Genomic DNA, 18891 nt, shown 5'->3' on the forward strand with positions numbered 1-18891 from the left:
GATCGCAGCAAAAAATGCTTGTTGGCGTTCGTCACACTCGAGCTTTCCCTGCGTTTCCGTGCAGAGATAGGCCCACAACCACGCCATTTAAGGTCACACCATTCAGAATGTGATCTTCGTCAAACCTTTTGCCCATGCCCGGTTTCGCCCACTTTTGTGGCTTTCTCGGCATGGCCGCGGCACGCCTACCGGGTGGCGCGCTGGGTGAGCGCGTAGTTCGCAGCGGCATCGCGGACGTTGTGGAGGTACTCGCGCGAGTGGTTATACGTCAGCACCGCATCCGACCACCCCTCCGCAGTGGACAGGTCGCGCCCGTTCGCACAGAGGAGGTTCGCGGCACTCAGGGCGGCGTCGTCAATTTGCTGCGGGTTTGCTACCCCATCGCCGTCGGCGTCGCGGCCATAGATCGCCCACGAGCCGGGGATGAACTGCATCGGCCCCACCGCGCGGTCGAACTCGGTATCACTATCGAGGGCGCCGCCGTCCGTGTCCGAAATGAGTGCGAAGTTGCCCGTGCCGTCGAGCGCCGGGCCGACGATCGGCGGCTGCGCCACCCCGTTTTCGTCGAGGCGACCAGCGTCGAACCTCTTACCCGTATAGGTGCCGTGGCGGGTCTCCACCCAACCGATGCCAGCGAGCGTATTCCACTGCAGATTGCAGGCCGGCCAGGCCTCCGCCGCGATCAGCGCGGCGTTACCGTAGGCACGCACAGCCTGCGGGTCCACCCCGATTTCCTTCGCGATGGGGGCGGCCCACGCGTGGAGCTCGTTGGCGGTTCGGCCGGGCGCGTGGACGTCGATAGCAGGTGGTGGCGTGGCCGCAGCCGGGGGTACGTCTTCCGGGACGGGTTGGCGCTGCACGAACTGCTCGGGGCCACCAAGCGCGCTGAGCAGGAAGGCCACCAACGCAACAACCATCACCACCGCGCCGACAACGACAAGCAGCGCCACACACCCACACCCGCGCGCACGCCTGCCGGGACGGCCAGAAAACGTCATGGCAGAAGATCCTACACTACCCCCGTAATCCCCAATTTTCACTTGCGTCACACCAGTAACAGGTATGGTGTATCCCGTTCTGTTTTTCAAGCACCTATTTACAACCTGAAAGTGAGCACCCTATGCGCATTTCCACCCGTATCGCAGCCATCGGCGTCGCAGCCCTGACCGGCCTTGCAGGCCTCGCAGCACCAGCAGCACAGGCACAGGACGCCACCTCGCTCCTGCAGCTGGTCAACGGCAACGTCAAAACTATGAACTGCAGCACCCTGCGCGTCACCCTCAACGGCACCGGCGTCGCAAGCAAGGACACCACCCGTCAGCAGCTGGTCAACAACCTCAACGGCAAGATCGGCGACTCCATCGCCCTTCGCGTCATGTCCGGCGGCACCGTCCAGGCGGTTGCGGACCGTGCGCTGGAGTGCGGCATCGTGAAGCCGGACCCAGTACAGGACTGGGCGAAGCTCCTTGGCAGCTCCCAGACCAACATCCCGCCGCAGCTGCAGCAGCTGTCCTCCAACCTGGACCTGGGCCAGCTCCTGGCACGCTAGGTATTAGGCGCTCGCCCCGTTGCTTGCGCACCAAATTCCCGTTTTTCTTCGCCGACTTTTGCGTTTCCCCAGGTCACGTAAAGCACGGGAGGGAATGTGGTGTCAGTCCAAGCAGCACGCGCACCACATTCCACGATTCCGATCGGCGAGCGCGGCAAAAGCCCAGTTCGGGCGAAACCTGTGAGGGAATGTGGTGCGCCCCCGCTAGCGCGCAATCCCCAAAGAAGCTCCTACTCCACTACCAACTTGATCACGTCGGTCGGGCCTTCGTCGCCCGCGAACTCAACGGGCTCGACGGTGGGGGCAATCGCGGCGTGCACATCAAGCTCATCGCCGGTGGTGGCGCTGGGGCAGGCGTCGATAATTGAGGGGTCGAACCACTCGATGGCGGGTGTGCGATCATCGCTGAAGATGACGCCGATGCCGCTCCAGGTCTCCCAGCGCTGTGAGTTGTCGTTGATGCTGTAGACATCGTCGGGGTCGAAGCCCAGGGCTTCAGCCTGCGCCTTGTCCGTGTACGGGCAGAAGAAATAGGCGCGCTCGGCGTGCTCGCCGGCAACCTGCGACACCGTAAACGGCGTGCCGTCCTGCGCGGCGGCTGCGAAGCCCAGGTCCGTCGACTTCCCTGTCGAACACCCGGCTAGCGCCACGCAGCTCAGTGTAAGTCCAGCAAGAACCGTTGTACGCGCCTTCATGATGGTCTCCTATCCTTGGCGGGCGTGCTCACGTAACGCGAATTCTACCGCGTCGAGTGGCAGCTCGGGGGCGTGCTCATCGCGCCCGGCCTTGATGGCTGCCAGGTAGGTGCCGTATTCGTCGGCGGACCAGTCGCTGGTTACGTCCAGGCCGGCGCCCTTCGCGCGGTTGGAGCAGATGATGAGCGGCTTCTCGTCGGCGGCCTCCTGCGGGCCGGCCAGGAAATAGATCAGGCCGGAGGCGAACTTCGCAGGCAGGCCCGTGGCAACGACGGCCTCGTACTGCTGGACCGGCGTGAGCTCACCGGAGCCGACCTTGCGCAGCGCCTGCAGCAGCGCGTTCGCCTTGCCCTTGTTGCGCAGGAACTGCTGCAGCTTCAGCTGCGCCTGCGCGTTCTTGCCGCCCTGGAACGCGAAGGACGCACCCAGAAAGTCGATGATCTGGTCGCGGGCGAACTCGGAATCCACGACGTCCTGCGCGAAGGCGAAGACTTCGCGGCGGGTCAGGGTCGCGGTGGCGTCGTCGCGGAAGGGTGGGACGCGGCGCAGGTTATGCGGCCAGCCGGTCTTCCAGCGGATCGGGGAAAAGCTGACGGTTTCTTGCGCGACGGCCTCCGCGGTTGGGGAAACGGCCTTGATGGCTTCTGCAATCTGGTTTGTCATGCGGACTATTGTTACACACTATGACCATCCTCGTGCTTGACCCTCGTTGGCCCGACATGCTGCCCGTTTCAGTTGCGCAGCGCATCCGCGGACCAGTGGAGTTCACCATGGAAGTGCCCGTCTCCGTGCGTTGGGACCTTGCCGACGCCCCCGACGGCCCCTCCCCCTGGCTGCTCACCACGAACGAGGAGGACGAGCTCGTGCGGGAGCGCATTGCGAAGGGTGAGCACGTCGAGCGGGTACCCTCGCTCGAGGACCCCGTCCACCAGGCAGTATCCGTCATGCACGCGGCGCGCACGCGCGGGCAGTGGGAGCGCTCCATGACGCACGAAACGCTGCTGCCCTACCTCCACGAGGAAACCGAGGAGCTCGCCGCCGCCATCACCGACAACGAGGGCGACGAAGCCTTGCGCAAAGAACTTTCCGACGTCCTGTTGCAAGTCCTTTTCCACGCCGAAATCGCGGCAGAGCGCGGCGCGTTCGGGTTCGCGGAGGTGGCGCAGGGGTTCGTCGACAAGATGAAGGCGCGCTCCCCCTACCTTTTCGACGGCAGCTCCGGCCCCATCGACGCCGAAACCCAGGACCGGCTGTGGCAGGAGGCCAAAGCCAAAGGCAACTAGCTTTGCGGCCCGTACGCCCCGCCGCGCAGGGCGCGGTCGTTGAGCTCGCGGCGCGCCTGCTCCAACGCCACCAAGTCGGAAAACAGCGCGTTGTAGGCTGCCTCGTCGTCAGAGGGGCGCATGCGCTGCAGCTGCGCCTTCAATAGCGCAATCTGATCCCCCACGCGGGTCTCCTGCAGGCGTGAAAGCACCGAATCCACGTAACGGTCAATGTCGTCCGGGTGCATCGGCTCCACCGCCAACTCTGAAACGAAATTGCGGCCCACCAGGTCCAGCATCTCCTGCGCCACCTGCGCCAAAAACTGCGGTCCCACGTGCGCGCCCGTCACCCCGCCAGCCTTCTCAATCGCGTCACGTACCTGGCGATACGCCGGGTTCGTAAACGCCTCCGGCGAAATACCCTCAAAGTAACTGCCGGCCTTCTCCGGGTACTGCAGCGCAATCTTGAGCGCCTCGCGCTGCGGCCACAACAGCGGATCCTGCGGGTTCGGCGGCACCAACGCGGGCGGCTGGCCCGGCGCGACCTGCTGCTGGTTACGCGGCGGCTTCTGCCAGGTACGCTGCTGCTTCTTCGGCCGACGCGCCTCCTCGCGGACCTGCTGGAGCACCTCGTCCGGGTTCGGCCAGCCCACCCAGCCGGCAAGCCTGCGCGCGTACTCCGTCTGCAGCACCTTGTCGCTGATACCGGCGACGACGGGGACGGTGCGTCGCAACGCCTGCAAGCGCCCCTCCGCCGTGTCCAGCGAATAGTCCTTCAGCAGGGACTCAATCACGAACTCAAAAATCGGGATTCTCGACGCCACCAAGTCCCGCAACGCGGAATCCCCACGCTCAAGGCGCAGGTCACAAGGGTCCAGGCCGTCGGGGGCGACCGCCACAAACGACTGCCCCGAAAACTGCTGGTCCCCCTGGAACGCACGCATCGCCGCCTTCTGGCCGGCCTCGTCGCCGTCGAAGGTGTAAATCAGCTCGCCGCGGAAGTAATTGTCATCCAGCATGAGGCGGCGAATCACCGCCATGTGGTCCTTACCGAACGCCGTACCACACGACGCCACCGCCGTCTTCACCCCCGCGGCGTGCATCGCCATCACGTCCGTGTAGCCCTCCACCACCACCGTCTGGTGATCCGTAGCAATGTGCTTCTTGGCCAAATCCAGCCCAAAGAGCACCTTCGACTTGTGGTACAACATCGTGTCCGCGGTATTCATGTACTTACCCATCGGGTCATCATCAAACAGCTTGCGCGCCCCGAACCCGATCACGTTGCCGGCCACATCCTTAATCGGCCAAATCAGGCGGCGCCGAAACTTATCAATCGGCCCACGACGCCCCATACTCGAAATCCCAGCATCCTGGAGCTCTTGGGCGTCGAAACCCTTGCGAAGCAAGTGCTTCGTCAACGTATCCCAACCATCCGGGGCGTACCCGCACTCGAAGTGATAAATCAGCTCCTTCGAAAACCCGCGCTCCAGCAAGAAATTCCTACCGACTTCCGCCTCCGGGGTCTCCAACTGCTCACGGTAAAACTCGTGCGCCGCCTTATTCACCGCCAACAAGCGCGCGCGAGTCCCCGGCTTCACATCACGCCCACCAGTGGTTCCGCCCTGGTAGTTAATGTGGTAGCCGATCTCCTGAGCAACCGCCTCCACGGCCTCCGGGAAGGACATCTGCTCCATCTCCATCAGGAAGGAAAAGACGTCCCCGCCCTTGCCCGTAGAAAAGCAGTGGTAGTAACCACGCGCCGGACGCACATGGAAAGACGGCGTCTTCTCATCCTTAAACGGGCTCAAGCCCTTCAGCGAGTCATACCCAGCCGGTTTGAGCTGCACATACTCGCCAACGATGTCCTCGATCGCCGCCCGCTCACGAATAGCCTCAATGTCACTATCCGGAATTCTGCCCCTAGCCATACGCACATCGTAGCGCCTGTGCCACAATGACTCAGCGTGAGCCGAAAATCGAAGAACACCGCCGTCGGTGCCGTCGTTGTCGCCGCGGCGCTCCTGATTAACACGTTCCTGCCCAACAAGGACGAGGGCGCCGCGTCGGGAGACCCCACTTCCTGCCCGAACCTCCCTGCAGAGGCCTGGGACACCATCAACCTCATCGAATCCGGCGGACCCTACCCACACCCGGAGGACGACTCGCGCTTCGGCAATTACGAGCGCACCCTCCCCGAGGAGCCACTCGGCTACTACCGCGAATACACCGTGGACACACCAGGCGTCCACCACCGCGGGCTGCGGCGCATCGTGACCGGCGGCGGAGCCGACGGCGTCGTCGACGAGTGGTACTACACCGACAACCATTACGACACCTTCTGCGAGGTGCAACCGAGGTAACCAACTGGGGGAAGGTGGCGTCTCGAGCACACTCGGGAAATTGTGAACAAAATTGCTACACTTCCAACGCATGGGGGAATTCGCAGCGCTGCGCGCACACATTCACAGCCTTCGGGGGCGCACAGTACAAGCTCAGCGGCTCAAACGAGCCGTCGCGAGCGGGACTATGGTGCAGATTGGGAGGTATGGGGCCGTCGAAAAGCAGTGGTGGGGCACGCTAGACCCCGACACCCGCCGCATCGCACGAGCCCTCATCCACGGCCGCGAAAACCGCAAAGCCGCCATCGTTGGGCGCACCGCCGCGCGCCTCCACCGCCTCCCCGTGCCGCACCTCGGCCAACAGCCCGAACTCACCGAAGTCGCACTGCCCAACGGCACCTCCATCACCCGCAGCAAATGGCGCCCCGGCCTCCACTATCGACGCCAAATCCTCCACACCACCGACACCATCGCCGGAATCCGCGTCGCGCCCCTGCCCGAAACCATCGCGGGCATCTTCAAATGGGAGCCACGCGCGCAGCTCTACCCCGTCCTCAACCACCTCAAACACATCGGCGGCCACGAGGACACCATCACCGCAGCCATCTGGGCCCTGCCCCGCCAACGCGACCGCAACACCCTCCAACTCTGCTGGGAGCGCGCCACCCACCACCCAATCGCGCCCGAGCTCAGCTACCTCGCCACCGCCCTCCTCTCCCACCACGCACTCCCCGCACACTACTGGCACACCCAACCGCACCGCGTCATGTACGGCACCCACTTCGCCCTCACACTCACCGACGCCCCACTTTTCGACGACCACTGCGCCCCCACCGAAACCAGCTGGGTCCGCACATTGCACGTCCCCGTGGAAGCACTCCACCGCGACCTCCGCGGCACGATCAACCTCATCGCCGACACCGTGCGCGCCACCTACCGCGGCCGCCCGCATTGCGACATCTGCCGGGGCCCGCGCGAACCACTGCAATATGTTGACAGCTCCCCACGCGACGCAACCATTGAAGCCTACATCGCACGGATTAGCAGATTCCCCGACGATGAGCGGCCCGAAGGCCTTCTTCCCGCGTGGTGATTTTGGGGTGGCATGTGTGCTCTCGAGCGGAGTCGGGAAATTGTGAACAAAATTGCGTGTGGTTGGAGTCACAAAATACGCAATTCTATTCACGATTTTCCGAACAATCTCTCGAGGCATATCCCCACCCCACACGAGCCGTCGCCGACGAGAACCTCCGGGAGAGTTTAGAAAACACCGGAAATGGGCTGTGAGGTGTGGCATACTTTCCGCAGTTGTGACTCAAGACACTGACAGAAAGGCGACCGCATGAACTCGCTCTTCCTCGTACTCATCGGGCTGGCGATGCTGCTCACCGGGTACCTGCTCTATTCAAAGTTCCTGGGCCAGCGGGTCTATAAGCTCTCTGAGAGCTATGAGACCCCGGCGCACACCATGGAGGACGGCGTGGACTACGTGCCCACCAACAAGTACGTGCTGTGGGGCCACCACTTCACTTCCGTGGCGGGCGCCGCGCCGATTATCGGCCCGGCAGTCGCTGTGATTTGGGGTTGGCTGCCCGCATTCCTGTGGGTGACCTTGGGAACGGTGTTCTTTGCGGGGATGCACGATTTGGGGGCGTTGTGGGCGTCGCAAAGGCATAGGGGCCAGTCGATTGGCACGTTGTCGGGGCGCTACATCGGCGCGCGGGGACGAAACCTCTTCCTTGTGGTCATTTTCTTGCTGCTGCTGATGGTGAATACTGCGTTCGCGGTGGTGATTTCGAACCTGCTGATCGCGACGCCGTCGGCGGTGATTCCGACGTGGGGCGCGATCCTGGTGGCGGTGCTGATTGGGCAGGCGATTTACCGCCTGAAGTGGAATCTGCCGCTGGTGTCGGTGGTTGGTGTTGTGGCGCTGTACGCGCTGATGGTGATTGGTGACCGCGTGCCGCTCGCGCTGCCGGAGACGGTGATGGGTATTCCGGATCGCGGTATCTGGATCATTTTGCTGTTCGTGTACGCGTTCATTGCGTCGATGCTGCCGGTGTGGGTGCTGTTGCAGCCGCGTGATTACATCAATGGTCTGCAGCTGTTTGTTGGTCTGATTATTTTGTACGCTTCGTTCTTTATTGTGCGTCCGGAGATTGTGGCGCCGTCGATTAATGAGGCGGTGCCGGAGGGCACGCCGAGTATCTTCCCGCTGCTCTTCGTGACGATTGCGTGTGGTGCGGTGTCTGGCTTCCACGGCATTGTTGCTTCGGGTACGTCGGCGAAGCAGTTGGATAAGGAGACGGACGCGCGCTTCGTTGGGTACTTCGGTGCGGTTGGTGAGGGCCTGCTGGCACTCGGCACGATTGTGGCGACGACGGGCGGCTACAAGACGATCGCGGATTGGGAGAACGTGTACAACGAGTGGAACGCCGGCGGAGTCAACGCCTTCGTCGAAGGCGGCGGTGCGTTGATGAACCAGGGCCTGGGCATACCGACGTCCCTGTCGGCCACGATTCTGGCCACCATGGCTGTCCTCTTCGCTGCGACCACGATGGACTCTGGTGTGCGTCTGCAGCGCATGGTGGTCGGCGAGATCGGCCAGATTATGGGTGTGAAGCTCTCCGGCCTGGCAGCCACGATCATCGCGGTGGGAGCGGCGCTGGGCTTGACGTTCTCCACGGGCCTCGACGGCTCCGGCGGCATGATCATCTGGCCGCTGTTCGGCACCACGAACCAGCTGATGGCCGGGCTGACCCTGGCAGTCCTGGTGGTCATCCTGACCAGGCTGCGTCGCCCGACGCTGCCACTGCTGATCCCGCTGGCGTTCGTCACGCTGATGTCGCTGTGGGCGGCGGTGCTGCAGCTGCGCACCCTCTTCGAGGCGGGCAACTGGCTGCTGCTCGCCATCGACGTCGTCATTATTATCTGCGCGATCTGGGTCATCGTTGAGGCGATCACCGCGATCAGCAAGGCGCGCCGCGAGCCAGCCGTCGACTGGGAGGACACGCCGGTCCATGAGCCTGCGCAGTAAGCTGGCCGCGCTCGGCGCGGGCCTCAGCGAGTTCTACCAGGCGCCCTACCGCCGCGAATTCGCCCGCGCCGCACGCGAGGAGGACGACCTGTTCACCATGCTCGTCGCCTCCGAAATGCTCGGCATCCCGAACCCCGCCAGCTACTACACGCTCGAACTCCTCCCCCTGCTTTACGACGACTTCCACGCCTGGCACACCCGCATGGGCATGGAACGCTCACCACTCGACGGAATCTCATGTTGCTAGACGCCCCAGTCATGTTCTTCGGCGGGAAAGGTGGCGTCGGCAAGACGACCATCTCCGCCGCCACAGCCGTGCGCCTCGCCGCGCGCGGCCGCCGCGTCCTCTTAGTTTCGACGGACCCCGCACACAACCTCGGGCACATTTGGGGCACCACGCTTGACGACGCCCCCACCGCCCTCGAACCGAACCTCCACGCCATCGAGCTCGACCCGGCAACTATCACGGAGCAGCACCTGCGCGCGGTTGGCGAATCAATGCGCGCCATGATGCCCGAGCGTCTCCATCGCGAAGTGGACCGCCACCTGGAGATGTCGCGGCACTCCCCCGGCATGTACGAAGCCGCACTCCTCGAACGCGTCGCCGACCTCGTCGCAGAGCGCGGCGACTACGACCACATCATCTTCGACACCGCCCCCTCCGGCCACACCTCCCGCCTCATGGCACTCCCCGAGGTCATGGCCGCCTACACCGACGGCCTCTTGGCCCGGCGCGACAAGTCAGACAAGTTCAGCGAGCTCGTCCGCGGGATGGGCGGCACTTCCGGGGACAGCGGCTCCCCCGTCGACCGCCGCAATCAGCAGATCCGCTCCACGCTACTGAAGCGCCGCCGCAAGTTCGAGCGCCTGCGCACTGTCCTCACCGATCCCGCCCAGTGCGTCTTCCACATCGTGCTGACCGCGGAGCGCCTGCCGGTCATGGAGTCGATGGAGTTCTACGAGGAGCTCACCTCCCACGGCGTGCACGTCGGCGGGGCCGTCGTCAATCGACGCACACCCGATGAGGCCGGCTCTTTTTTGGCGGGAAGGCGCGAGGTGGAAACGCGAGCGCTGGAGCTGCTGGACCTGCCGGTGCCGATCCTTGAGCTTCCGTGGCTTCCGGGCGAAATTGGCACGCGGGGTGCGCTCGAGCAGATCGCTGGATTCCTCTCCTCGTGATGGTGGGAGTACTGCTCTCAAGTTGAGTCGGGATTTTGTGAACAGATTTGCTTGTGTGCCGAGTCACAAAAACTGCAATTTTGTTCACGATTTCCCGAATAATCTCGCGAGGCATACCTCTAGTAAAATCCGTCGAACGCGGCGGCCTTCTTCGCGGTGCGCTCAAGGCGCGACTCCGTCATCGAAGCGATCTGGTCCACGATGACGCGCTCGCGCTCCAGATCTGTCTCGGCGGCCTCGAACCACTGCTGGAACATCGTGTCCAGGGTGCCCGGCGCGCCCGCGCGCAGGTATTCATGGACGTGGAAGATGCGGTCGCGCTGCCGATCCTGGCGAGCGAGGTGCGCGGGCTCGTCCATCACGTAGAGCACGGCGACGGTCTTGAGAAGACGGACCTCTGCCTCCACGTCGCGCGGGACCACGAGGTTGCCGTGCTGTCTGCCCAGCACGTTGTTTGCTTCGTCGGTGAGCGTGGCCTGCGTGACCCCGCCGACGTAGCGCCCGACCAGCTGGGAGGTCAGCGCTTTGAGTTGGGTCCAGGACTGGAGGGTGAAGTCGAAGTCGGCGGCTGCGGCGATGGCGGGCAGGGCGCGGAGGCGGTCGGCGGCGTCGATGAGGGAGTCGGCGGTGCCGCCAAACGCGGCGGCACCTTTCTCGGCGAGGGCGGCGAGCTCGACGAAGTCCCAAAGGACCTGCAGTGACACGCGCGAGGAGACGATGCCGTCTTCGACGTCGTGGACGGAGTAGGCGATGTCGTCGGAAAAGTCCATGACTTGGGCTTCCATGGGTGGGCGCGAATCGGTGTGTCCGGCGCGCGCCCAGGCGAGGACGTCGGCGTCTTCGTCGTAGGCGGAGTATTTGCGGTTGACTGTGCCGTCGGGGTTGGTGCGGGTCCACGGGTATTTGGTGGCGGCGTCGAGGCTGGCGCGGGTGAGGTTGAGGCCGTAGGTGGTGGCGTCGATAATTATTTTTGGTTCGAGGCGCGCGAGAATGCGCAGGGTTTGTGCGTTGCCTTCGAAGCCGCAGGGGGCGGCTTCGTTGAGGGCGTTTTCGCCGTTGTGGCCGTAGGGCGGGTGGCCGATATCGTGGGTGAGGCCGGCCATTTCGCATAGGTCGGGGTGGAGGCCGAGTCCGGTGCCGATGCCGCGCGCGATCTGTGCGACTTCCAGCGAGTGGGTCAGGCGTGTGCGGGGCGTGTCTCCGTCGCGGGGGCCGACGACTTGGGTTTTGTCGGCGAGGCGGCGCAGTGCCGCGGAGTGGAGGACGCGGGCACGGTCGCGGGCAAACGCGTCGCGGGTGTCCGCCTGGGGCGCGGTTTGGGCGCCTTTTGCGGCTTCGGGGGCGCGGCGTTCGACGTCTGCGGCGTTATAGGTGTACACGTCTACTGAGCGTAAACGTTTCCGGCACGTTTCTGTGTGAGCGACTACCCTCATTGGCATGACTAAGCGCAATTACCGTCTCTTGGCCGCTGCCCCGCTGTTTGTTGGGGGCGCGTTGCTGGCCGTCGCTCCGGTGGCGCAGGCTGCAGCGCCGTCCGTGTCTGTGCTGGCACTTCAGCCCAGCTTATTGACGACGCCAGTCACCGACGAAGCTGGCGTCCTGACCGCTGGGGAGGTCTCCCAGGTTGAGGACGCTATCGCGCAGGTCAGCGCGCAGAAGGGTCGCTCGGTGCGGGTGGTGTTCCTAGATTCCTTTGAGGGAACGCCGCCGTCGGAGTGGACGGAGGACGCGGTGCGGGCCAACGGGCCGAACACGGCAGTCATCGCGATTTCGCCGAATGAGCGCGCCTACAGCGTGACTACTGGCGAGCAGTGGTCGTCAGCGGAGGCGGACGCGATTGACCAGGCTGCGTACGCGAGGTTGGTGCAGTCTGACTGGGCGGGTGCCGCGCTGGCCGCGGTTGAGGCGGCCGGCAGCGCTAGTGCTGGTTCGGGCGGCACGGGTTCGGGCTCAGGTGGCGGCGAGGCGACCGGCCTGATTGCTGGCGGTGCCGGGCTCGCCGCGGTTGCTGGTGGCGGGTACTGGGCTGTGTCGCGTCGTAAGAACAAGCAGCACCGGGAGGCGCAGGTGGCGTCGGCACGCGAGCTGGCACCCGGCGATGCGGATTCGTTGAACCGCCTGCCTACCGCCACCCTGGACGCGGTGGCGCAGGAGACGCTCGTCGCCGCTGACGAATCCGTACAGCAGGGTCAGGAGGAGCTGCGCCTGGCTACCTCCGAGTTCGGCGCGGACCGCGTGCGGCCGTTTACTGCCGCGATGAACTCGGCGACCACCGCCTTGCAGCGCGCGTTTCGCACCCAGCAGGCGCTGCACGACGCCATCCCGGAGACCGAGCCGGAGCGGCGCGCCATGCTCATCGACATCATTACGTCTGCCCGCACGGCTGAGGCGTCGCTGCGCGCGAAGACGGAGGAGTTCAACTCGATGCGCGGTGTGCTGATGCGCGCGCCGGAGGAGATCGAGAAGGTGATGCAGCGCACCGTGGATCTGCGCTCGCGGCTGGAGCCTGCGAAGCAGCAGCTGGTGGCGCTGCGGGAGCAGTACCCCGCCCAGATGCTGCACTCCATCGACGGCAACGTGGAGCTCGCCGCCGAGTCTCTCGACGAGGCCGAGGCGCAGTTGGACAAGGCCCGCGGTCTTGCCGCGCGTCCGGCCGGTGAGCAGGGCCCGCTTCTCGACGTCCTCTCCGCCGCCACCCGCGCCGTCGAACTTTCCGACCATAACTTGTCCGCCATCGAACACGCCGACGCGAACATCCGGACAGCGAAGGAGAACCTGTCCTCGCTCATCCAGGAAATCCGCGACGAGATCGAGCAGATCGCGCAGCTCAAGGGGGCACGCGAACAGGGTGCCGACATTGACGTGACCGCCCTCGACCGCGTCACCGCGACCGCCCGCGAGGCCATCGCCAACATCGGCGACCGCAACACCACCGACCCACTGAGCCTGTACGCCGACTTGAGCGACGTGGACGCCCAGCTCGACGCAGAAATCGAACGCGCCGAGGGCGCCGCCCACGACCAGTCGCGGGCGCTGACCATGTTCGACCAGCAGATGCAGGTGGCCACCACCCAGATCCAGTCCGCCGAGGACATGATTCGTTCCCGCGGCCGCATCATCAGCTCGCAGCCGCGCACCCTGCTGGCCCAGGCACAGCGCGAGTACGCGGAGGCCCAGCAGCGCCGCACCAGCAACACCCGCGAGGCCATCGAGTACGCCCGCCAGGCAACCACCACCGCGCGTCGCGCGATCCAGGCCGCCAAGGACGACTTGGATCAGTACCGCCGCGCCCAAGCCCGCGATACCGCGAACTCCATGGCGCAGGCCGTGCTGTGGGGCTCGATCCTGTCCGGCGGCGGCAACCGCGGGGGCGGCTTCGGGGGCGGAGGATTCGGTGGAGGCGGCGGCTTCTCCGGTGGCGGCGGTGGCGGCGGCGGGATGAACACCCGCGGCGGCACTTTCTAACCGGCTAGTAGCGCAGCCTACGCGTGGGCGTATCCACGTACGTGAGCGCCCACGTTATAAACAGCAGGTCCCCCACGAGCGCCTCGGAGGCGCAGTCCCCTAGAACGGTCACCTCCAACTCACCGTTGAGGTGGCCGTTTGTCGTTGCGACGGTGGTGCCGCGGGCGTCGATAATGTCGCGGCGGCGCCCCCGGGTCCTGCGCACCGTGTAAGGCCTGCCGCCGCATTCGGCGGTGTAGCGCGCCACGGTCAGGCTGGTCTTGCGCAGCTGGTAGCGCTGGCCGCGCTCGTCGACTGCACGCAGGGACGCGGGGGACGTCGACACCATGGTGATGCGGTGGCCGTCCGCGGTGATCGTGGCGCCCTCCAGGGTTGCCACCGTCGCATCGGTTCCTTCGAGCGCCGCACCGCGCCACCACACCGTGGTCATTAGAGGAACATCACCAGCACGATGATTCCCGAGAACAGCAACAGCGTGCCGATCAGAGCGTTCGAAATCCCGAGCTTCTTCGCCTCCAGGACCTCGCGGCTTACCCACGCCAACCCCGCCACATCAGTGGCAGGCAGGGTGGTCTCGCCCTCAAACTCGAGGATTGCTTTGCGCACCCCGTTGTGGTCCTGGGTGAACTGCGCGACCTTCTCGCCGGCGGCGTCGTTGACCACCCAGTTCTTGCCCCACTCGTTGACCAGCACGTAGGAGCGCTCCCCGATGTGTACAGGGATCTCCTTCGCGCGCGCCAAGGACGCGGTGGCTTCCACCACTGTCTCACCGTTACACTTCGCCACCGCGCCGGACTCAGGGGCGACCAGCAGGTCCCACTGCTGCCCGCCCACCGTTGCGGACTCGTGCGTGAACTCGCCGAGTACCTCCGGGCCGGCCTCAGCCAACAGCTTCGGGGCGTCGCGCTGCGTGCGGTCCCAGCTTACGTAATGCATGGCGAGTGCCCCCTAGCAGCCGATCAGGCGGGTAGCCAGGTATGCCTCGAGCTCGTCGATCTTGACGCGCTCCTGCTCCATCGTGTCACGCTCGCGGACGGTCACGGCGCCATCCTCAAGCGAGTCGAAGTCGAAGGTCACGCAGAACGGCGTACCGGTCTCGTCCTGGCGGCGGTAGCGGCGGCCGATCGCGCCCGAGGTATCGAAGTCGACGTTCCAGTGCTGGCGCAGCTTCGCGGCGAGCTCCTCAGCGGGCTCGGCAAGCTCGGACTTCTTGGACAGCGGCAGCACAGCAACCTTCACCGGCGCCAGGCGGCGATCCAGCTTCAGCACCACGCGGGTATCCGTGCCACCCTTGGCGTTCGGGGCTTCTTCCTCATGGTAGGCGTCGACAAGGAAGGCCATCATCGCACGGCCAAGGCCAGCGGCTGGCTCGATGCAGTACGGCGTCCAGCGCTCGTTTGCTGCCTGGTCGAAGTAGGACAGGTCCTCGCCGGACTTCTCGGAGTGCGTGCGCAGGTCGTAGTCCGTGCGGTTCGCGATGCCCTCGAGCTCGCCCCACTTGGAGCCGGTGAAGTTGTAGGCGTACTCGATGTCGACAGTGCGCTTCGAGTAGTGCGACAGCTTCTCCTTCGGGTGCTCGTACAAGCGCAGATTATCCGGGTTAACGCCCAGGTCGATGTACCACTGCAGGCGGTTATCAATCCAGTACTGGTGCCATTCTTCGTCCTCACCCGGCTTGACGAAGAACTCCATCTCCATCTGCTCAAACTCGCGGGTACGGAAAATGAAGTTGCCCGGCGTGATCTCGTTGCGGAAGGACTTACCAATGTTGGCGATGCCGAACGGCGGCTTCAGACGCGCGGACGTCATCACATTCTTAAAGTTCACGAAGATGCCCTGCGCCGTCTCCGGGCGCATGTAGTGCAGGCCCTCCTTGTCGTCGACCGGGCCGAGGTACGTCTTCATCAGGCCCGAGAACTCACGCGGCTCAGTCCAGTTGCCCGGCTGGCCCGTCTCCGGGTCCTTGATGTCAGCCAAGCCGTTTACTGGCGGGTGGCCGTGCTTCTCCTCGTAGGCCTCCAGCAGGTGGTCCGCACGGTAGCGCTTGTTGGTGTACAGCGACTCCACCAGCGGGTCCGTGAACACCTCCACGTGGCCCGAAGCCTCCCACACCTGACGCGGCAGAATAATCGACGTATCCACGCCGACCGTATCCTTCCGGGACTGCACCATGTGCTTCCACCACTGGCGCTTAATGTTTTCCTTCAGCTCGACACCGAGCGGACCGTAGTCCCATGCAGAACGCGTACCGCCGTAAATTTCACCGGCCGGGTACACAAGGCCACGGCGCTTGCAAAGGTTAACAACGGTATCGATCTTGCTGGCTGACATGAACACTCCTCATATATGGGTGATGCAAAAACTACCCGCTTAGTGTAGCCAATCCCCCAGACACTTAGCATCTACCCCACCACATTGGCGCCGTCCGCTACTCTGGGACGCACTATGCCAAGCTCGAATAACCCCGTCAGGAAACTCGGCCCGCGCATGACACGCCAGCGTCAGGCCGTCGTGGATACGCTGCAGGCCATCGACAAGTTCAGCACCGCCAAGGACATCCACGCGGCGCTACTCGCGCGCAACGAGCAAGTCGGGCTCACCACCGTCTACCGCACGTTGCAGGGGCTCGCGGAAATCGGCGCCGTCGACGTCATCCAAAGCCCAGAGGGCGAAACCCTCTACCGGCACTGCCTCACCGAGCACCACCACCATCACCTCGTGTGCGTCAAGTGCGGCACCAGCGAGGAGATCGAAGGCGGCCCCGTCGAGTCCTGGGCCGAAGCCACGGCCAAAGAGCACGGCTTCACGCTCGTCGCCCACGAGGCCGAAATCTACGGCATCTGCAGCAACTGCCAGGCCTAATCAAACTTATCGACGGCCCCTCCGAACCTCCTGTCCCGCTTCGCATACTCGTAGACGGCGTCGAACATGTCGTCCTTGGTGAAGTCCGGGAAGAGCTTGTCCTGGTAGACCATTTCCGCGTACGCTGACTGCCACAGCAAAAAGTTCGACGTCCGCTTCTCCCCACTCGGCCGCAAAAACAGGTCCACGTCCGGCATATCCGGGCGGTACATGTACTTCGCGAACGTCTTCTCCGTAATATCCCCAGGCGCAATCTTGCCGTCCCGAGCGTCCTTGGCAAGCTGGCGGGCGCCGTCGATAATCTCGGCGCGACCACCGTAATTGATGCACATCGCGAGTGTGAGCCCCGTGTTGTCCTGCGTGAGCTCCTCGGCGGCCTCGAGCTCGCGAAGCACCGAGCGCCACAGCCGCGGGCGGCGCCCCGCCCACACGATGCGCACGTTCTTCTCGTGCAGCTCCTCGCGCTGGCGGTGCAACACATCGCGCGAAAAGCCCATGATGAACCGCACCTCGGACGCCGCGCGGCGCCAGTTCTCCGTCGAGAACGCGTACGCCGACAGCCACTCCACCGACCCCATCTCAATGCAGGCATCCACGCAGTCCAGCAGCACCGCCTCACCGCGCTTGTGGCCCTCGGTGCGCTTCATGCCGCGCTCCTGCGCCCACCTGCCGTTACCGTCCATCACCAACGCGATATGACGAGGAATAAACTCCGGGGAAATCTGCGGTCTGCTCATGGGAAACATTATGCCTGCTTCATCACCCGCAGACTCGTTAACCCCGCCCCCAAATAAAACTGCAGGTGAGCAGACGTCGCCCGGTGCACCTGCTCCGCGAACTCCTCCGAACACACATGGTCATGCTCCAACAGCCACATCGAATGCAGCACCTCCGGGTCCACATCCATCGCCCCCGGCGGCCTGCACAGCGTGCACACCGCGCCGCCCGTCCCCGCGTGAAACGCCTTATGCGGCCCCGGCGCCTGACAGTTCGCGCAGTTGAACAGGCTCATCTTCCAGCCAGCGTGCGCCGCCGCCTTCAACAAAAACGCGTCCAGCACCAAGGTCGGGTGCGTCGGCGACTGCAGACGCTCAAAGCCCTCCTGTAGCAGCGCAAATAACTCCGGATCCTCCTGGTCAAAGGACAGCTTCTCCGCAGCCTCCAACATCGCGCAACCCGCCGCATACCTATCGAAGTCATCAATGATCGCGTGACCATAAAACGCGACGGTATCGGCGCTAGTGATCGTCGATAAGCCTCTGCCCGGATAAACCTGCACATCCACCTCGACGAACGGCTGCAAGCGCGACCCGAACCGCGACCGCGCCTTGCGCACCCCCTTCGCCACCCCCCGCACCAAGCCATGATCGCGCGTCAACAACACAACAACGCGATCCGCCTCCCCGAAATCGTACGTGCGCACCACAAACGCGCGATCCCGCCACGACGGCCTCCCCGCGCCGCGACCTCTCCTAGAAGCCAAGACGCCCCAACGCCTTCGGGTCCTCCTGCCAATTCTTCAACACCTTCAAACGCACATCCAGGTACACGTTCTGACCCACAAGCTCCATAATCTGCTTCCGCGAACGGTGCACAATCCCGCTCAAACGACGCCCGCCAGGCCCCTCGATAATCCGCTTCTGACCAGGGCGCTCCAAAAACATCACCGCGTAAATCATCATCCGATCCGGGCGCTCCGGATCCGGATGCATCTCATCAATCTGCACCGCCACCGAGTGCGGCAGCTCCTCACGCAGCCCACTCAGCGCCTCCTCACGGATCAACTCCTCAATCCGCGCCTCGACGCCCTCATCCGTCACCTGATCAACCGGATAAAACCGCGGCCCCTCCGGAAGCTTGCTCACCAGCACATCCAACAGCACGTCCAGCTGCACCCGGTCCTTCGCAGACACCGGCACCAACTCCACGTCCTTACCCAAGTACTCGTGCATCTCCAGCAGACGCTCCCCCACCACGTCCTTCGGCACCTTGTCCAACTTCGTCACGATGCCCACAATCGGCGTCTTCGGCTTCGCCGCCCGAATCTCCTCCAAAATGTAGCGATCCCCCGGCCCCAACTTCTCATCCGCAGGCACCGTAAACCCAATCACGTCCACATCCTGGTACGTATCCTTCACGATCTCATTCAGCCGCTGCCCCAACAACGTCCGCGGCCGGTGCACCCCCGGCGTATCCACCACAATCACCTGCGCATCCTCCCGATTCACCACCCCACGAATCGGCCGACGCGTCGTCTCCGGCTGATCCGCCATAATCGCGATCTTCTCGCCCACCAACGCATTCATCAGCGTCGACTTGCCCGTATTCGGCCTGCCCACAAAACTCACAAAGCCCGACCGAAACCCCTCCGGGGTCTGCGTGAAGCCGGCGTAGTCGGGAGTGCTCGCGTTTGCGTCTGCTGGTGCGTTGGACAGATCTGGGAACTCCGGGAAGTTTTCGCTCATGGTGCAGAAGTCTACCCTGCGCGGTTGGCAGTACG

20 protein-coding genes are annotated in these 18891 nt (G+C 64.3%); 9 read left to right on the forward strand and 11 right to left on the reverse strand.

What is annotated here, in order from left to right; translation table 11 throughout:
• Positions 1-185: 185 nt before the first annotated feature.
• Positions 186-998, reverse strand: coding sequence for a lytic transglycosylase domain-containing protein (locus QP752_RS09635; RefSeq protein ID WP_284805373.1), 813 nt, complete (start codon positions 996-998; stop codon positions 186-188).
• Positions 999-1120: 122 nt separating this feature from the next.
• Between QP752_RS09635 and QP752_RS09640 the strand changes: the two genes are divergently transcribed.
• Entirely contained in the window at positions 1121-1549 is a 429-nt protein-coding gene (locus tag QP752_RS09640; RefSeq protein ID WP_284805374.1) for a hypothetical protein, read from the forward strand.
• A 230-nt stretch (positions 1550-1779) separates the two neighbouring features.
• Here QP752_RS09640 and QP752_RS09645 read toward each other — a convergent pair whose 3' ends face one another.
• Together QP752_RS09645 and QP752_RS09650 are read right to left on the reverse strand one after the other, a co-directional pair.
• The gene (locus QP752_RS09645; protein ID WP_284805375.1) at positions 1780-2244 is read right to left on the reverse strand and encodes a hypothetical protein; all 465 of its coding nucleotides are present in this window, start codon (positions 2242-2244) and stop codon (positions 1780-1782) included.
• 9 nt (positions 2245-2253) lie between these two features.
• Positions 2254-2907, reverse strand: a complete 654-nt coding sequence (locus tag QP752_RS09650; RefSeq protein WP_256042250.1) for a hypothetical protein — start codon at positions 2905-2907, stop codon at positions 2254-2256.
• 20 nt (positions 2908-2927) lie between these two features.
• On the opposite strand from QP752_RS09650, the gene QP752_RS09655 reads away from it, so the two are divergent.
• Positions 2928-3527 (forward strand): MazG nucleotide pyrophosphohydrolase domain-containing protein, encoded by a 600-nt coding sequence (locus QP752_RS09655; protein ID WP_284805376.1) that lies wholly within the window; start codon positions 2928-2930, stop codon positions 3525-3527.
• On the opposite strand, the gene dnaG is transcribed toward QP752_RS09655, so the two are convergent.
• Positions 3524-5437 (reverse strand): DNA primase, encoded by a 1914-nt coding sequence (gene dnaG, locus QP752_RS09660; protein WP_284805377.1) that lies wholly within the window; start codon positions 5435-5437, stop codon positions 3524-3526. The genes QP752_RS09655 and dnaG overlap by 4 nt on opposite strands.
• Before the next feature lie 36 nt (positions 5438-5473).
• Here dnaG and QP752_RS09665 point away from each other — a divergent pair, with 36 nt between their 5' ends.
• The 5 genes from QP752_RS09665 (at position 5474) to QP752_RS09685 (ending at position 10064) form a co-directional block, all read left to right on the forward strand.
• Positions 5474-5869 carry a ribonuclease domain-containing protein gene (locus QP752_RS09665; RefSeq protein WP_083329387.1) on the forward strand — a complete coding sequence of 132 codons (396 nt, stop codon included), beginning with the start codon at positions 5474-5476 and terminating at the stop codon, positions 5867-5869.
• Positions 5870-5939: 70 nt separating this feature from the next.
• Positions 5940-6941: a hypothetical protein gene (locus tag QP752_RS09670; protein ID WP_284805378.1), complete on the forward strand. Its 1002-nt coding sequence runs from the start codon at positions 5940-5942 to the stop codon at positions 6939-6941.
• Between the two features lie 249 nt (positions 6942-7190).
• The gene (locus QP752_RS09675; RefSeq protein ID WP_256042244.1) at positions 7191-8885 is read left to right on the forward strand and encodes a carbon starvation protein A; all 1695 of its coding nucleotides are present in this window, start codon (positions 7191-7193) and stop codon (positions 8883-8885) included.
• On the forward strand, positions 8869-9132 hold the full coding sequence (locus QP752_RS09680; protein ID WP_284805379.1) for a cory-CC-star protein: 264 nt from the start codon (positions 8869-8871) through the stop codon (positions 9130-9132). The genes QP752_RS09675 and QP752_RS09680 overlap by 17 nt, the downstream gene beginning before the upstream one ends.
• On the forward strand, positions 9123-10064 hold the full coding sequence (locus QP752_RS09685; RefSeq protein ID WP_284805380.1) for an ArsA family ATPase: 942 nt from the start codon (positions 9123-9125) through the stop codon (positions 10062-10064). The genes QP752_RS09680 and QP752_RS09685 overlap by 10 nt, the downstream gene beginning before the upstream one ends.
• Positions 10065-10183: 119 nt before the next feature.
• Here the strand turns inward: QP752_RS09685 and QP752_RS09690 are convergent, their stop codons facing one another.
• Complete coding sequence (locus QP752_RS09690; protein ID WP_284805381.1) at positions 10184-11497, reverse strand: deoxyguanosinetriphosphate triphosphohydrolase; 1314 nt, start codon at positions 11495-11497, stop codon at positions 10184-10186.
• Between the two features lie 4 nt (positions 11498-11501).
• Here QP752_RS09690 and QP752_RS09695 point away from each other — a divergent pair, with 4 nt between their 5' ends.
• Positions 11502-13529, forward strand: coding sequence for a TPM domain-containing protein (locus QP752_RS09695; RefSeq protein ID WP_256005343.1), 2028 nt, complete (start codon positions 11502-11504; stop codon positions 13527-13529).
• Positions 13530-13533: 4 nt separating this feature from the next.
• Here the strand turns inward: QP752_RS09695 and QP752_RS09700 are convergent, their stop codons facing one another.
• Genes QP752_RS09700 through QP752_RS09710 form a run of 3 tightly spaced genes read right to left on the reverse strand, consistent with a single transcriptional unit; the run spans position 13534 to position 15860 of the window.
• On the reverse strand, positions 13534-13959 hold the full coding sequence (locus QP752_RS09700) for a hypothetical protein (RefSeq protein ID WP_256005345.1): 426 nt from the start codon (positions 13957-13959) through the stop codon (positions 13534-13536).
• A complete protein-coding gene (locus QP752_RS09705) occupies positions 13959-14465 on the reverse strand; it encodes a hypothetical protein (protein ID WP_070362095.1) in 507 nt (168 codons plus the stop codon). The genes QP752_RS09700 and QP752_RS09705 overlap by 1 nt, the downstream gene beginning before the upstream one ends.
• Before the next feature lie 12 nt (positions 14466-14477).
• Positions 14478-15860, reverse strand: a complete 1383-nt coding sequence (locus tag QP752_RS09710) for a glycine--tRNA ligase (RefSeq protein WP_256005347.1) — start codon at positions 15858-15860, stop codon at positions 14478-14480.
• 114 nt (positions 15861-15974) lie between these two features.
• Here QP752_RS09710 and QP752_RS09715 point away from each other — a divergent pair, with 114 nt between their 5' ends.
• Positions 15975-16391, forward strand: coding sequence for a Fur family transcriptional regulator (locus QP752_RS09715; protein ID WP_070975320.1), 417 nt, complete (start codon positions 15975-15977; stop codon positions 16389-16391).
• On the opposite strand, the gene QP752_RS09720 is transcribed toward QP752_RS09715, so the two are convergent.
• Genes QP752_RS09720 through era form a run of 3 tightly spaced genes read right to left on the reverse strand, consistent with a single transcriptional unit; the run spans position 16388 to position 18856 of the window.
• The gene (locus QP752_RS09720; RefSeq protein ID WP_240492792.1) at positions 16388-17128 is read right to left on the reverse strand and encodes an isoprenyl transferase; all 741 of its coding nucleotides are present in this window, start codon (positions 17126-17128) and stop codon (positions 16388-16390) included. The two genes, QP752_RS09715 and QP752_RS09720, sit on opposite strands and share 4 nt — an antisense overlap.
• 8 nt (positions 17129-17136) lie before the next feature.
• Entirely contained in the window at positions 17137-17874 is a 738-nt protein-coding gene (gene recO / locus QP752_RS09725; RefSeq protein ID WP_284805382.1) for a DNA repair protein RecO, read from the reverse strand.
• Entirely contained in the window at positions 17864-18856 is a 993-nt protein-coding gene (era, locus tag QP752_RS09730; RefSeq protein WP_284805383.1) for a GTPase Era, read from the reverse strand. The genes recO and era overlap by 11 nt, the downstream gene beginning before the upstream one ends.
• Positions 18857-18891: the final 35 nt, after the last annotated feature.

The sequence above is a fragment of the Corynebacterium sp. UMB10321 genome (genome assembly GCF_030228725.1).
Classification (GTDB): domain Bacteria; phylum Actinomycetota; class Actinomycetes; order Mycobacteriales; family Mycobacteriaceae; genus Corynebacterium; species Corynebacterium pseudogenitalium.